This is a genomic window from Salegentibacter maritimus, from assembly GCF_016236975.1.
Classification (GTDB): domain Bacteria; phylum Bacteroidota; class Bacteroidia; order Flavobacteriales; family Flavobacteriaceae; genus Salegentibacter; species Salegentibacter maritimus.
In genome coordinates this window covers 1-16,179 of sequence record NZ_JAEHNY010000013.1, presented here as the reverse complement: position 1 = coordinate 16,179, position 16,179 = coordinate 1, and the positions used below count along the sequence as shown (strand labels likewise).

Annotated in this window: 13 protein-coding genes; 2 read left to right on the top strand and 11 right to left on the bottom strand. The window is 33.6% G+C overall.

Annotated elements, in window-relative coordinates; genetic code table 11:
* Position 1: 1 nt before the first annotated feature.
* The 11 genes from I6U50_RS13425 to I6U50_RS13375 all read right to left on the bottom strand — a co-directional run bounded on the left by I6U50_RS13425 (position 2) and on the right by I6U50_RS13375 (position 12,939).
* Positions 2–2,725 carry a PD-(D/E)XK nuclease family protein gene (locus I6U50_RS13425; RefSeq protein ID WP_198639215.1) on the bottom strand — a complete coding sequence of 908 codons (2,724 nt, stop codon included), beginning with the start codon at positions 2,723–2,725 and terminating at the stop codon, positions 2–4.
* A 150-nt stretch (positions 2,726–2,875) separates the two neighbouring features.
* Positions 2,876–3,316, bottom strand: coding sequence for an RNA polymerase sigma factor (locus I6U50_RS13420; RefSeq protein WP_198639214.1), 441 nt, complete (start codon positions 3,314–3,316; stop codon positions 2,876–2,878).
* 120 nt (positions 3,317–3,436) lie between these two features.
* Positions 3,437–5,473, bottom strand: a complete 2,037-nt coding sequence (locus I6U50_RS13415; RefSeq protein ID WP_198639213.1) for a dynamin family protein — start codon at positions 5,471–5,473, stop codon at positions 3,437–3,439.
* Positions 5,473–7,260 (bottom strand): dynamin family protein, encoded by a 1,788-nt coding sequence (locus I6U50_RS13410; protein WP_198639212.1) that lies wholly within the window; start codon positions 7,258–7,260, stop codon positions 5,473–5,475. The genes I6U50_RS13415 and I6U50_RS13410 overlap by 1 nt, the downstream gene beginning before the upstream one ends.
* A gap of 29 nt (positions 7,261–7,289) precedes the next feature.
* Positions 7,290–7,667 (bottom strand): hypothetical protein, encoded by a 378-nt coding sequence (locus tag I6U50_RS13405; protein WP_198639211.1) that lies wholly within the window; start codon positions 7,665–7,667, stop codon positions 7,290–7,292.
* Between the two features lie 4 nt (positions 7,668–7,671).
* A complete protein-coding gene (locus I6U50_RS13400; protein WP_198639210.1) occupies positions 7,672–9,648 on the bottom strand; it encodes a dynamin family protein in 1,977 nt (658 codons plus the stop codon).
* 57 nt (positions 9,649–9,705) lie between these two features.
* On the bottom strand, positions 9,706–9,915 hold the full coding sequence (locus tag I6U50_RS13395; RefSeq protein ID WP_198639209.1) for a DUF6140 family protein: 210 nt from the start codon (positions 9,913–9,915) through the stop codon (positions 9,706–9,708).
* Positions 9,902–10,621, bottom strand: coding sequence for a hypothetical protein (locus I6U50_RS13390; protein WP_198639208.1), 720 nt, complete (start codon positions 10,619–10,621; stop codon positions 9,902–9,904). Before I6U50_RS13390 ends, I6U50_RS13395 begins: the two co-directional genes overlap by 14 nt.
* A gap of 153 nt (positions 10,622–10,774) precedes the next feature.
* Positions 10,775–11,353, bottom strand: a complete 579-nt coding sequence (locus tag I6U50_RS13385) for a hypothetical protein (RefSeq protein ID WP_198639207.1) — start codon at positions 11,351–11,353, stop codon at positions 10,775–10,777.
* A 234-nt stretch (positions 11,354–11,587) separates the two neighbouring features.
* Complete coding sequence (locus I6U50_RS13380) at positions 11,588–11,872, bottom strand: cyclic-phosphate processing receiver domain-containing protein (protein ID WP_198639206.1); 285 nt, start codon at positions 11,870–11,872, stop codon at positions 11,588–11,590.
* Positions 11,873–11,874: 2 nt separating this feature from the next.
* Entirely contained in the window at positions 11,875–12,939 is a 1,065-nt protein-coding gene (locus I6U50_RS13375; RefSeq protein WP_198639205.1) for an AAA family ATPase, read from the bottom strand.
* A 379-nt stretch (positions 12,940–13,318) separates the two neighbouring features.
* Between I6U50_RS13375 and I6U50_RS13370 the strand changes: the two genes are divergently transcribed.
* Both I6U50_RS13370 and I6U50_RS13365 read left to right on the top strand, forming a co-directional pair.
* The gene (locus I6U50_RS13370; protein ID WP_232805945.1) at positions 13,319–15,172 is read left to right on the top strand and encodes a sensor histidine kinase; all 1,854 of its coding nucleotides are present in this window, start codon (positions 13,319–13,321) and stop codon (positions 15,170–15,172) included.
* 9 nt (positions 15,173–15,181) lie between these two features.
* The gene (locus I6U50_RS13365) at positions 15,182–15,847 is read left to right on the top strand and encodes a response regulator (protein ID WP_198639203.1); all 666 of its coding nucleotides are present in this window, start codon (positions 15,182–15,184) and stop codon (positions 15,845–15,847) included.
* Positions 15,848–16,179 lie beyond the last annotated feature (332 nt).

The following is a 16,179-nucleotide window of genomic DNA, read 5'->3' as shown; positions in this document are numbered from 1 at the left end:
TCTATTTAAGCATGCCTTTAAACAATTTATAACCTGAATACGGATACTCTTTCTTAATTTTGCCATCTACTGGTAGGCTTATAACTCCTTTCTCAGAATAATACTTAAGTTCTGACAAACTAAAATTGTCTCCAATCTCTACCCGGCCTTGTCTTAATTCTGACCATCTAAATTCTAAAGATGTTTTGATCTTATCCAATACTTCCCGATTTTTTATTTGACTATTTATTTCGGTAATATTATTCCCCTTCAAATTTTTAACTGCGGTGATAAACTTATTCTGGTTCAGCATAAAATAACCTGTTTTGGCCATATCTCTGTCTTTAATGGCGGCAGTATAAATGGCTAACTGAATAGCCTCGTTGTTTTCAATTTTTTTGATGTATTTTTTATCTGAATAGCCCCATTTCAGATCGATGATAAAAGGATTGTCTTCTGGGTCTTTTAGAAATAGATCTATATATCCATTTACATTCCCCAGACATTCATCAATGAGGCAGGTGTTTTCCCTACCAAATTCATATTCTAAGGCCTCAATTTTAAAATCATTGAGCTTTATTAATTGTACAAGATTTTTAAATGATTTAATGAACCGATACTTGAATTCGCTTAATTCAAAACGTTTTTCTTGTTGAAGAAAAATTGCTGCTTCCGATTTAATGACATCTACAAATACCTCTTCTATTATAAAATCATTTAAATCTAATTCAGGAAACTGAGTAAAAAGTAACTCTATGGTCTTATGCGCTACATTTCCCTTCAATAAATTCTCGTCTGGAAGGTCTAATCCTATATTGTTAGAAAATTTAGCAACATACTGCATAACCCAGTCAAAAGGATATTCAATAAATTTCTCAATACTAGATGCACTTTCTTTTTCCCTTTCTTTAATATTTTTTAGGGCATCGGTGGTTAAATAGCTTTGGGCTATGGGTATGTTAATGGTTTCGGATTGCTTAAAGTCAAAATCAGCCTGGAAATGTTTTGAAAAGTCTGTCGGGGAGTTTATCGATATAGTTATTTTCTTAGTGCTATTTTGAATTAGACTTGCTAATCTTAAATGTAATGGATGTTTTTCGTTCTCGTTATTTTCTAACGTACAAAGTATCAATTTATCCTTACAATTGATAATACCACTAAGCCATTGTTTTAATTGTAATTTAATTTCCTTTTCAGGTTCGTTATACCATCCATTCTCAGCCAAAAATTTAATCTCATCTTTCAACAAAAATTGATTGGAAGATCTAATTTTGGCTGCATTAAAATCTATCCAAAATACTTCCTTATTTATAGGCTCCGCAATTAGACTTATATCCCCTAGAACATCCACACTATCTGCCTGTTTGAAATAACTAGTGAAATTCTTAGCTTCATAGAAGCTTTTAATCATGTCTTCTAATTTTGAAACATTTTCATTTTCAAAATCGAAATTCTTTAGTATGTTCTCACAAAGTTGTTCTATATAACTAAACTGCTCTTTGAGTTCTAAAATGCTTTTTGACTTCCTTTTTTCTTCCGCCCATTTTTTAAGGTAAACTATGATTCGCTTTCCTTTTTTAACCCCTTTATCCGCAGGAGTATTGAAAGTTAAAAATAAGTCAACCTGCTTTTTTCGCTCTTTAAGAATGTCTTCAGAGACAGATTCTGTCTCAAATAGTTCCAATAACTTCTTCTCATTTTCACCTATTTCTTCTTCCAGTATTTTTCCAGTATAACAGTCTAATATGGAGTTCCAATCATTATTACTAACTCCAGGCTTTTTTGTTAATTGCTTAGCGAGCTTTTGAGTTAGAATAAATTCTAAAGGGCTTTGAGAGAGGGTTAAAAATGAAATTAAGGACTGTAAATTCAATTCATTACTAAAACAGGGTATAATTAGTTTTATAATTTGAATGACTTGTGGGTTGGCCTGAACCTGTATAGATCCCGCAGCAGACTTCCCTAAAGCAACCAGACTAAAATCAAAATTTGTATTTTCACTATTTATAAAAACAGTGTTTTTGTTAGAGTATGCAGCCAAGCAGTCAACCATTAACTGTTCATTCTTGAAGTTCAAAATTTGAATAGATCGATCCTTCTCTATTTCATCCAGAAGTTTTGATGTATCCGTATTATCAGAAGGATAATAGATAGATTTATATAACTGATCTTTAAATTCTTCCAAATTTGTCGACGTTTGCTCTTTTTCAAAGGACGAAGATTCATAAGAAACAATCGACTTCACTTTATCAAATACCAAACACAAGTAATTTGGCAAATCGTGTTTATCGTCCATGACCGATATCGATAGACTATTGAACTCGTTTATCTTTTCTTGAGTCAAGTTATTTATTACATTTTGCCACCTGTCGGCAACTCCTTCATACCCCTTTGCTATTGTGAAACAATTTTCTACACCGCCTAGTTCCCTTAATCTTATTGGCTGCTCCCCCATATGAGGATTCCATCCCATTAAAATTAGTTCATCACGAATCACCAACAATTGTTTGGCTGTGTTTAATTCATCAGAAGCTAAAGACTTTTCATAAAACCTCCCTTCTTTGTTCTCTAATAAGCAATCTTTATAAATAGTTGCCCTTTCCTTTTCATCTTTGAATATTTTGTACAAACCCAATTCTCGTTCGAGTATATTCAATAATCCCAGGGTTCCTATATATTTAGAATTTAAATCCAGAACATTTTTTAAAACCTGTTGGTCGTAAGCTGTAGAAAAGTATAATTTCATTATTAGGCTTTGTGTTTATTTAGGTAAGAAAAACAGAGGCTTGCTTGGCTTTTCTTATTTCTATTAAAAGAATTTGATAAAAGTGATGGAGAGATGATATGAAGAACATAAGAATACTTTTCGGTTCTATTTCGAATATCTTAAAGCTGATTACTTTCTCGACATTATCTCCTTTACCTTCTTCTGAATACCTTTATCTGCATTTGCAGCTGCGTTTTTAGCCAAGTTTACATTTATGCCGTGATCAGAAATATTATTAGATCTATCAAGCCAATCTTCCAATCTCATTTTACCTTTCGACTGGTTTATACTCCTAACGGTAACAGATACATTTTCAGGACAATTTACCACTTCTGCTATTTCAGCATTTGTTAAGCGATCCCGGTAAGCCATAAAAACGGCTTCTGAAGAACGTATATGTTCATAGTCATATCGATCTCCACCACGTAAAGTTTTACCTGTGTAGCAATCAGTATAAAGAGCTCTACCGTCATCACCCCGAACAAGGGCTTCCTTTTGCATTTGCGCTTTTACTTTTGTGAATAATAGGTCTATTTCGGTGCGGTGGTAGGGGCGGGTTGGGTTTAGCATTGTGTTGTATTCTCTCTTTTCGGTTTCTTCACCTTCTTTAATTCTGGTGATCCTTTGGTAGTGATTACTCTGTACTTCTCTAATGATGCCATTGGCACTTGGTATTAGGCAGCACAGTAACTACATCATGAACTGCATTTCCGTTATTTCCTCTTCTACCTTATTTTTTTCAGTTTCGAGCTCTTTTACTTTTTCTTCTTTCTCCAAAATTTCAGCTTTTCTGTCTTTTACTTCTATCTCAATTTCTTCCAATTGGCAAATTATTGGAGAAAGAAGATCCTTCAAAAATTTAGTTTTTATCTCTTCTACAATTTCAACTCCATTTGCTTTTATTTCATTTTCAATAATATTTAGGTCAAAGTAAGAATAAATGTTATCAACCCAATCAATAGCCAGACTTTTGCCCATAGCAATATTAGTAGTCACTCCTCCAAAGGATGCTAATTCACCCATTACTTTAAATATTTTATCGAGAAAACCTTCATTTTGACTCTCCTCAGAAATAGGCAATAAATCATTGAAATCTAATTTGATGACATCTTTCTGCAGCACCTCTTTACATGACGTTATATACTCCTGTACGTCAAAGTCTTCGTCGTATTTTTCTGCAATCTCATCAACATCGCTTATAAATTTGTTGATTTCGGCTTTCAATTTTAAGTTTAGTTCTTTATTAGCGTGTTCAAATAATCTTTCTGACTCTATTTCAAGGTCCTCAATCTCTGAGTATAGTTTTTCGTGTAAATTTCTTGATTTTATAACAACTCCATGATCGTTGATGATCGTTTTGCAAATCCTTTTACTATTATAAATTAAATCTTTTGTTTTACGGGTTAAATCTTTTACGCCATATCTAAGCACTTCCTCAATCTCAATTTCTAAATTGTCAACCTTTCTTTTAATTTTTTTCTCAGACCTTTTAGTGTCTTTTAATAATTGCTCACGCTCACTATCAGGTTTATTAAGGACTGTGAGCCTATTTCGCACTTGTGTATGGTGATTAACCAGATCATTAAGCTTACCTTCTCCTTTTTGCTTAATTAAGTTTATCGGTTTTTTCAATAAAATATCATCCTTGGATTCAAAAATGATTTCCATTAGAGCCTTTTCAAATTCAGGTAATAGACTTTTTTTGAGCATTTCTTGTTGGCTACTTATTCCAAATATATCTGAGGCTTGTTTATAATAGAACCCCCAATGCTTATCATCTTTAGTAATTGATTCAAAATTCATTTTAGCCATCAAGGCCATATTCGCTGATAATAATAGAGGATCTTTTTCCATTACTAATTCAGCTATTGAATTATTATTAAACTCCTTACTTGCTAGTTTTAGTTGTTTTTTTACATTACTAATAATTTCAGCTTCTGATTCATTTTCTATACATACATCATACTTGTTAACCCCTATCAATAATTTACCTATTCCAATTTTTCGTAGTTGATTGAAGATTATGTCTTTATCCACAGAATCAAATGCTCTACCAGCATATAGCAGCATTATTACAGCATCTGCTTTGGCCAGAAAAGCTTTAGTGCGCTCTTCTCTGGAAACTATGGGGTCATTAAAACCTGGTGTATCAACAATTTCAACCCCTTTTAAATAGTCCAGAGGCATGAAGATTTTAACTGCTTTTGTGATGGAAATGTATTTTCCATCAGCCCCTACATAGTCAATCAAATTATTAAAATCAGCTTCTTGTTTTGTGTTCAAAAGATTTTGAATTTCAGAACCTATACTATAGGATTTTTCTACAATTTCTTTTGCTGCTTTTATTTTAGATTTTAAGTTGTCGTCAAGCTCTACATCGTCAACATTCCTTTTTGCTAAATGTTTTAATTCTTCCCATTCATTTGAATTGTAGAATTCAGCTTCTATTTTTTTTTCCTCACCATAAGTTATAATAGCAAGTGAAGCCGTCATAGGGGTAGTTGCTGCAGGTAAGACTTCCTTTCCATATACGAGAGCATTTAACAATGTGGATTTGCCACACTTCATTTGGCCAATAACTCCTATTGTCAGGACATCATTTTCCAGCTTCAGGTTTATAGTCTGGAACTCCTCCTGAGTTATCCATTCAAATTCAAGAGCCTTTTGCGCAAACTTTTTAAAATTATTTTTTTTGTCTGCTATAGTTTTAAATATATTTTCAGTCATTATTGATTTATTAATTTAAGAATCCCTGTATTCTGCAAATGATTATAATAGTTTATAAGCTCTTCAAAATCCTTTTTTGCGTCTTCTAGATTTCTAATTTTACTTTTTTGCTCATATACCGCTTCTCTATTTTCTGATTGCAAGTGTAGAATGTCAAAAAATTCATTAATGGAGGCTGGCAAATGGCTATTAGAAGAGACAATTTTATTTTTCCCGTTTTCAAATTTTTTGTAATTGCTTTTAGAAATTTTATGGTAATCTTCTCCCCAAAAGGAATCTTTAAATTCAACCGCTCGCTCTATATCTTCAACAGAATGGTCAATATCTGAAATTAAGTTTTCCAGGATTTGTTTTTTATTTGCCACCTGATTTTCTAAATCAATTTGCGCAGATTTTAATTCTTTTAGTTCCCTATTGGCATTCATTAAGGTCCAGTCAATTTGTTCTATTAATTCAGAAATTATATCTGGATTCTCCCTTGGAGAAACGGAATTAAGAATGTCGATTAAACAATCTGCCTTCATCTTTTTAGAAAACGGTATTACTTTTTGGTAAGTTATTCCATTTCTGTTTAAAGTTTCCTCAACCTTTTCTATTAAAGATTCTAAATCACTTTGGCTTTTTGTGTCCGACTTATTTATAATAATGTAAAGGGGCACCCCATTAAGATTTTCTTTTAGAACGTCTACTGAACTATTGTTTATTTCTCCTGTGTTTGCATCAACAACCCAGAATAAAGCGTCCGCCTCCTTTACTACTTCTGTTGTTTTGCTGATAATTTCCTCACTTGTAGAACTAAATCCTGGAGTATCTAAAATTGAAATATCTGATAAGTTTTCATTCTTGTACGAAAGCACAAAATATTTTACAATTGATGATATATTCATATCATCAATTACAGACTTCGTAATTTTCTGAAAAGAAGTTGAAGAAATGTTTTTTAAATCCCCGGAGGAGGAATAAAATTGACAGTTAAAATCTTTTCCCTGTGAAATATAAGTAGGCACCGCTGTTGTTTCGGTTGATTTCACAGGTAACTCGAGGGCGTTTGGATCGTCTTGCTTTAATATCCTATTAACTATAGAAGTTTTACCTGCCGAAAATTCCCCAACAATTGCTACTACTTTCTTGTTTTTAATCCAGGTTTTAATTTCCTGATTCCGCCAGTTCCAGCATTTTTCAAAATAATTGTCATCAATAATATTGTTATTTAAAAATGATAATCTGGGACCTAGGTTATCTGCTATAAAAGAGAAAATCTCCCAGGTTTTATGGTCTTTCTCTTGAAATTCTTCATTAGTTGCATTATGAGCATTTAAAAGATCACTTACGAAGTCTAACCTTTCCTTCTGAGTACAATTAAGTTTTATTATTTCGTCAAGTTTTTTTTCGTTTTCCATCTTGACGTCTAATATTTCTCCTTTTTCTTTTTCTAACCGGTAAATCTTGTCATCTAAAGCATCTTTTTCTTCCTTGATACGTTTATTTCTAATTCCCAATTCTGAGATCTCATCTTCTAAATCAGCTACTTCCTCCTCTAATTCTTCAAGTCGACTTCTTAATTGGGAATCCTCTTTTTTAAGTTCATTGTCGTCTACCCCTTTCTGCTCATATACAGTAGTACGATTATTTTCTTTTAAATCTAATTCCTCTTTTAATCTGAAATCTAGAGATAAAGCGTCTGTAGGAGTTATACTTTTCGATTTGGTTCTCGAAAGATAAATTAATGTTAATCCGACACCTGAAAGAACTGCTATTATTAAAAATATTATTGTTGTATTATCCATAAGGAGAATATTAAATGGAGTTACTATATTCAATTTTTCAGTTTTTCTATTTCATCTTTTTTGGCGTTGTAAAGCATTTCATACTCTCTTATGGATGAAGTGAGCTTGACTATTTCTTCTTTTAAAGATTTATTGACTTCTTTAGCCTTAGAAAATTCACCCTTTAAATCATGAAGTATATCTTCAGATTCTTCAGTCTCTTTTCGCGATTTTTTTAATTCTTTTATTTTTGATTGTAATTGAGCCTCCAAATCCTTAAATTCTTGGGAGCTTCTGATTCTGGTCTCCGACAGTTCCCTATTAACCTTATGAAGGTCTTCTTTTAAAGCTTTATTATTTTTTTGAAAATATAAATAGCTTGATGCGCCTCCAACAGCCGCAGCTAGAATTAACTGAATTATCTCCATCCTACTATGTTAGCTGTTCTTTATATTGGTTTAAAGAATCCATATAAATATTAAATTCTTCTTTTTCATGTTTACGTTGATTATCTAATTCCAACAAGTGTTCTTCTAGCTGCATAATTATTGTCTCTGCTTCTTGATTTAAGGAAACCTGTATGTCTCTTAATAAATCATCAGAAATAATTGATAGCTTATTTTTAAACTCTGGATTAAGATGATTCCTCAGATAACTATTAATTATTCTCTTTCTTTCAGGTTTACCAACAATGCCATCAGTAGCAGATCCAACTATTGTTTCCATGAAACCAAGCTTCTGAGTAGGATTTATCATTTGTCCGGCCTTGTTGTTGTAATCATCGTAGGTTTTTATGTTCTGTTGAACTTCTTTAAAATACCTGCCACTATTGCGAGCTTGTTCTAGTATCTTCTTCCTGGTATTTCTATTTGATTGAATACTTGCAATATCACTAACCGTATCCACTGTACTAATGACAGTACCCGCTTTACTTGCCAGATTGCCTGCGGCACCAAGACCTGTCGCAGTAGTAGCTGCAGTAGCCAAACCTGCTCCAGCTGTCCCTGCCGCGCCAGCTGCTGCTGTTCCTGCCCCTGCAGCGCCAGCTGTTCCTGCTGTTCCCGCCCCTGCAGCGCCAGCTGTTCCCGCTGCTCCGGCCCCTGCTGCGCCAGCGGCAATTCCTGCTGTAACTACTACAGCACCAATAACAGCGGCTATTTTTATACTTGTTGTTATACCCTTGACCGTACCTAAACCTGCTTCTGATAATTTCATATCGTAAGACAGTTCCCCAAGATTGGTGCCTGAGAAATCTATACTTTCAAGTGATCTTAACGGTATTTCCAGTTGTGAATGCTTCATTTGTGAAGCTGTATAGAAAAGTTTTCTTTTAATTTCGTTTTGATAGTTAGCAAAAACTAAATTGGCAGTGCTATTAATTACAATTCTTGCTTGAACATCTATATTCTCGCTATTCTTTATAATCAAAGAATCCAATTTTGAGAAAACATACTTTTCAAATTGCCGCACGGCATCATATTCTATATCATTAATGCCATTGTGAATATCTTGTATTAGACTATCAATAGCTTCAAGTGTTCTTTCTAGCTTTCTCCTTTGTGATTTAATTTCGTCTTCAATGCTGGAATCTGAATTTGCATTCTGAATTAAATTTTGGATGTATGTTTTTAGATACTCTGCTACATTTTCAAGCCGATAGTCAAGAGCTTTATTAATGATATTTTTTTTATCATCTTGAATTTTACGCATTAAATGATGAAATTCTCCTAATTCGTGTTTTTCAGATGAAATGCAAATAATATTATCTATACTTAGGTTGATGTGTTTTGAAATATATTCTTTAACACCTGCAACCTCTTCTTCCGTTTTAGTGTCTACTTTGGTAAGTACTAAATATAGTGGTAGATGAAGTAGATTATTGGTATGAACAAAATCTAAAAGTGAATTGGTTATTTGCTGATTAACATCTGAAAATAGAAATATCGCATCTGCATTAGGTAAATAACTGCTTAAAGCTTCTAAATGCTTAGGATCATTAGATGATAGTCCAGGAGTATCAACTAATATCGTATTGCTCTCAATATTTTTACTTGTATCATAAATCTTAATCCGTTTTACATTTTCTAATTGGTCATTTTTTATAGAAGCAACATCTTCTACAGTTATTATTTCCTCATTTTCAAAAATGATTTCTGCTTTTTCCTCGTTATTGCCAAAATAGATTTCGTAAATAACTGAAGTTGTTGGTTTAGAGGCGGTCTCTAACTTTTTCCCTTCTGTTAGTTTATTTATAAAGGTTGTTTTCCCTGAACTAAATTCACCCACTATAGGTAATATCAATTCTGAAGTTTCGGAATTTAATCGGTTTTTTATATAATCCAGTTCCGCCAAGACATCATTCAATTTCAGAAAATTAGCAGCATTTATTAAATAATCTATTTTTTTCATTTTTAGTTTTTTATTTAGTTTATTTCAGTTTCAGAATATTTCCCGTGTTATCTCAAATCAAATTTTTTTATATTCTAAATAACCGGTATTCAAATATCCTTCAGTCTTTAGATCCACCCCATGCACTCTCATAAATGCATTATGAACCTTCTCCTTTTCATCTAAGGGATTGGCAAACATGGAGCTGATCTGTATCGCAAGTCCGCCATCTATATAGTCTCCTTTCACATTTATGGAGTGTTTGGTTTTAATTTCAAATGTTGCCATGATATTTGCTAATTACTTTATGATTTCCAATTTTAGTCGACTCAAAAACAAATAAGGATTTTACAACCTCCTCCTTGCCTATAATACTCCCTTGATTCCTCTTATATCCAAGCACCTTTAACCCTTTCGGAGTCACAAATGATCTCACAGATCCCGAACTCTCCTCTTGCAGTTTCTCAGGAAAAAGAACAGCGATCTCATCATAAGCTTTAAAGCCTTCAGCAATAATCATATGGGGCTGAAGACCATCAATTAATTGCTTTGTCCACACCCGAGCCTGATGAAAGATCTTCGTGCTCAATTCTTCAGGAAGTAGCTGCATTAGCCGATTGAAATCGGCTACATTATCTGTGGCCCAATAGTAGAAGTTGGTTTTTACAGTATGATATTGCAGATCCTCTTCCATCCCTGCTTGACGGAATAATGATTTTGTTTGATCTGCTAAAGGATGGGTATTCAGGTAATATTCCAAAGCCTTCATCGGCTGGAACTCTTCCACAATCTTTCCGTGCCAGTTGTAATATCCCGATCCGGGGTTAAACCCGATTAATAGGATTTTTGGTCGCTCTAAAAGCGGACTGAACAGCAATTGACAGCCTTTATATAAGGATTGGATTTCAGGATTTTCTTTTGCTAACCCTACGATTTGTTGATGCAAAAGAAGAGCTCCTTCAGAAATTTCTGAATAGGTTGAAGCAGGTTTCATGTTCTGGTTTAGTTATTTGGCGATTTTGAGGGTAGGGACTTAAAATCTTGTTAAATATAAAATTAATTTTAAGGATTTATTATGGAAATCCGCATTTTTTATCGAATTAATTCCAATACCATTGAATATTAATTAATTACAATATTCTTTTATTTAATCATCCATTCCTATAAAGGTATTCCATAAACTTACACCCGCTGCAAAAATGAGAGTTCCCTGGTTAACTTTAAAATGATTGGGAATCCACTGGCTCAAGATATAGAGAACCACCACCAGGATGGCGAAAATTCCAGTAAAGAGAAACAGAAACTTCCAAATGTCTCTCAAAGTTCCATAATTCGTCCAGAAGATTAATTGCCAACCTGAAGGGTATTTTGTTTCAGAATTGTCAATATTCCAAACTTTCATCACCGGCCCTTCTTCGTATTCCTTATAGATATTCTTGTTTACTTTTTTCGAAGCAGGTTTACTTATTAAACTCGTTTCTATAAACTGCACTAAAGCTTTTAAAAGCTGCAAAATTCCAAGAAGAACAAGTAAAAGAACACATAAGACTAATTGAAATAACATCCCGATGAATAAAAAATCTTTTTCAACAGATCGGGGCTGGGTTTTCCTTTGTGCTGAAGAAACCGCATTCACCCATTTCTCCGCTTCCATAGTATATTGAAGATTGGTTACTGCAGAATTATCATTTGGCCTCCACTTAAAGCCATTATTTGACATTGGCATAATAAAGATCTTTAACGATTAAAAACCTAAAAGACTTTCAATTAAGTTATTAAAACTGGAAAACTACAACACAAAAGCGTCAATATGTGTCGTTAAAAATTAAAAATGACAGAACTGCACCTTGCGATTCTATCATCCGGAAAATTTCATTTACCTATTATAGTTTATTAGTATATCCCTCAATTACTTTTGCTTTAAAAATCTAATGTAGTTACTCAATAATCCCCTAATCTGCTACGCCGCAACAGGATTGGCAGAATGGACTTTAAAACGTAATTCACGAAGATCTAAATTCGATTCGTATACTAACCACTTGGCTACTGCATATCCATCCGGGGCTACTTCTCCATTTTCATCCAATCCCAGATCATTATCAAAGCTGATAAAATCCGGGAGACCGTTTTGTTTTATGTACTTTACGAAATCAGCATAATTCCTTACCACAATAAAATCCTTGGCTTCAATTGTATCATATACCATTTTTGGAATACGAATATCATCTAGAAATAACTTTTTCATACTTACTTAAACCCTACAGCTTTTCGATCTGGCACTTTATATTGCTCCTCCTCAGTTATATTAAAAATTTCGGCCAGAGTCATTGCTTCTGTCACATTATAATCTATCCCCTGCTCCTTAATCAATGTAGTAGCTTTTATTCCAGGTAAGGCTTTAAATTCGTATGCCGATTTCAGCCTGCCCTTTCGTTTAAGAGCTGGATCTATATTTCTCACATCGGTATTAAAAGTTGCGATGATCTGGATGCCCAGGGACTCCCCCAAAATTCCGTCGGTAATATTGAGTATCATTGAAAGATTGGAATTGCGCTGACCTTCCCGGGAAACAATCAGTTCTTCAGCATCTTCTATTACAAGTATCGAATTTGCATTTCCCATCAGGTATCTAATCATTGCTACATTGTCTAAATTCTGGGCCATTTCCCCCGGTAGAAAAACTATTTCCTTTTTTAATAAACCACATAAATATCGAATGTAGGTGCTTTTTCCAGTGCCGGGTTTACCGTAAAGTAAGTGAAGCCCGCTTTTATTTTCTTCTCCAAGAATTTGAATAATTTGATCATGAAAAGTTTCAAAATCATCATTGTACATTTTAGAGAGATCAATTTCAGGCTTTTCAAAGTTAATTTTCTTGTTATCCAGGCCTCTTGGTTGACTTATTATTAAATTAATAGAAGATTTATTCTTTTCTTCTATGATTAATTTTTTGGTAAAATCTATAATATCACTTAATAACTCACAGGTTTCGTTTTGGAATAATATATATATTTCATCACTATCTTGAATTACTAAGATCTCCTTGTCCATTACATATACAAAGTCATTTTTAAAGTCTTTATTCTTTGACTCTTTCTTAAAGTGATATCCTAAAATATAATCCTGAAAACGCTTAGGAAAAGCTAAATGAAATTCCTCCATATTTACTTCCTGGTAAGAATACCGACTGGGTACTTTTCCAAAATACCCAATAAACAGCGTATCTATATCCAAATCACCCCACTTATCAAAAAGTGAGCTTAAATTAAATCCCGGTAGAAATTTAGGCTCCTTATTATTCTTATAGTTCATAGTAATTTACTTTCAGTTCTAAAATCAGAATAAGATTCCGCTTCGTCCTTTAATTTTCCTTTACCCCTACATATTGGAAAAGTCACAGACTGAAGCGGATCTATTCTTAACATTAAACAACACGAAGCAATTAACTTCGCTACTTATATTTTCAAAGATGAAAGGAAAGGACGCCAAACTATGACGCGAGAGAATTAAAATGAAAAAAATACAATTATCCATCTACAATACATCAGACAACGGTAATTAATATAATCAGCCAGGCCGCTATTTTTTAGCGGCTTTTTTTATTTATTTTCGCTTTATGAACCCACGCCCCCTTCTTCATATTTATTGTATTTTATGTTTCCTGCTTTTATCCTCTTGCAGCAACGAAAAGATGTCTTCTGAGCCTTCGGAACAAACCAGGACAGATTCTTCATTTACCTATTTTGAAAAGGGAAAAAATTCTAAAGAAATCAGGGATAAGATCGCTAATTTCAATAATGCACTTCAAAGCAACACGGATAAAAATGATACCCTAATTCCCGATCTCCTGGACTATAAAATTTATTATCATATAAAATTAAAGGAATATGATAGCTCGCTTTATTTTTCAGATTCTCTTATAAATACCGCTAAGGCACAAAATGATTCAAGTTATATTGCAAAAGGATACTACAGGAAATCTGCAATTTTTGATTACTTAAATAGCGATGAGGAAGTTTTTGAATATGCTTATACTGGGCGGCAACTCTATTTAAAAATTGGCGACACTGCCAATGCCGGGCGAAGAACTTCGGAAATGGCCATTGCACAAAGCCAATTGACCGATCATACCGGGGCTCAGCAAACTGCCACCGAGGCTTTAGGGTATCTTGCCGATGAAGATTCTACCTTTGTAAGCAGCGCTTTTAATACCATTGCTACTGCCTACCGTAACCAGGGATTTTATCAGGATGCCATAACCGAATGGCAAAATGCCCTTAACTATGCTGTTACAACTAGAGATAGCCTGAGCAACCTGAATAATATTGCGCTTGCTCTTCAGGATCAAAAAAAATACGACGAGGCTATAAAAATTTTTGAAAGTATTATCGAAAGATCCAATTCAATAAGTATTCTTTCTAAAGCCAGGTTTGTGGATAATCTTGCCTATACAAAATGGTTACAGGATTCTTCGGCCAAAGTCAGGGACGAGCTACTGGAAGCTACGAATATTAGGCGGAAACAGAATGATAAGAATGGTCTTCTAGCCAGTTATGATCATCTTGGAGATTATTACCGAAATAAAGATTCCCAAATTTCAAAACTGTATGCCGATAGCTTACTATTAACCGCTAAGAATATTAATAGTAAGAATGCCGAGCTTACCGCTATAGAAAAATTAATTCAACTTTCTTCTTTAGAAAAAGCCAGGGATTTATCTAATCGTTATATACAGCTTAATGACAGTATAAAAGCTGAAAATATTCAGTCAAAAAATCTCTTCGCTAAGATTAGGTTCGATGAGGAACAAAAGCAAAAAGAAATTAATAATCTTGAGGCTGAAAAAATAAAACAACTACTGGAAAAAGAAGAACTTAAGAGTCAAATCATCATTCTCTCCCTTGGAGGATTATTACTTATAGTATCTGGTGGATTCGGATTTTTCTACCTGAGACAAAAGCACTTGAAAGAAAAGATTCGCGAAACCCATAAAACGGAAACCAGAATTTCCAAAAAAATTCACGATGAGTTGGCCAATGACGTTTATAATGTGATGAGTAGTTTGGAAGCAATTGCACCTGCAGCAACGATGGACAGAATTGAACACATTTACAAGCTTACCCGAAATATTTCCAGGGAAAACAATGAAATTAATACCGGTGAGGGCTACCTCGATCAACTCGTAGCATTACTCTCTTCAATTTGTCCTAAAGATGCCAGGCTTATTTTAAGCGGTGAAAAAAGCATTGCCTGGAATGATTTAAATATCGAGAAAAAGCTTGTGATTTATAGGGTGTTGCAGGAGATCATGATCAATATGAATAAACACAGCAAAGCAAGTTTGGTGGCGATTATATTTTCTTCTGAAAAGAATCTATTAAAAATTCAATATTCCGATAACGGGATTGGAGTTAAAAAAGAAAGCTTAATATCAGGGAATGGGGTTCAAAATATGGAAAACCGTATTTTTTCTATAAATGGAAAACTTAAATTTGAGACCGAACAGGAAAGAGGATTAAAAATTCTCATCCAAATTCCAATATAGATTAAGGCTATGTTTAAAAAGGTATTAGTTGCAGAAGATATGGACAGCATTAATCACGCTGTAGCATCTATTTTAAATGAATTGAATATTCGGGAAATAACTCACGCGCAATACTGTGACAAAGCCTGGCTTTTGGCCAAAAAAGCTTCTCTAAATAACGAACCTTTTGATTTACTTATCTGCGATCTATCATTTAAAAAAGATCATCGGGATGAAAAGATCAAATCAGGAAAAGAATTGATCGCCCTCTTAAAATCTGAATATCCCGATCTTAAAGTTCTTGTAAATTCTATTGAAGATCATCCCCAAACAGTAAAAGAATTATGGGAATCTGGTAATATAGACGGCTATGTTTGTAAAGATCGCAGGGGATTAAAAGAACTAAAAATAGCGATCGAAAAACTATGGAAAGGGGAAACTTATAATTCCCCAACAATAGAAAAGGCTTTAAACCAAAATAATTTATTAGTTCTAAACGATTTTGAGATCAATATCGTGAAATTTCTATCTAACGGACTTACCCAGGATCAAATGCAAGAGGAATTAAAAATTCTTCATATAAAACCCAGCAGTAAAAGTGCGATTGAAAAAAGATTAAAAGATTTGAGAGATGAATTCAATGCCAACACAAATCCTCATTTGGTTTCCATAATGAAAGATCTCCAGCTGATATAATATTTAATTTATTTTAGAGAAGAATGATGTGTTTTAAGCTGAGAATATCTGGAAATCTTGAGTCAAAACGTTAAAGTTTGTTAAAGCGATACCAATTCGGTGACCAATAAAATTTGCCCCTTTGGAGACCCTGCAAACACTATAAAACTCAAATTTAGGTCGTTCCCTCCGACTCCACTTTTTGAGTATCAAACTCAATCAAAAACCCCGAGATCCTAGGATTTACGGGGTTTTTTGGGATCAAGAACATTTTCTGGGTTTTTGCTTTTTTAAGCAAATAATTTTTCGAGTCTAAATAGGAAGAACTCGGTATTTCTTACTCCTCTTAATTG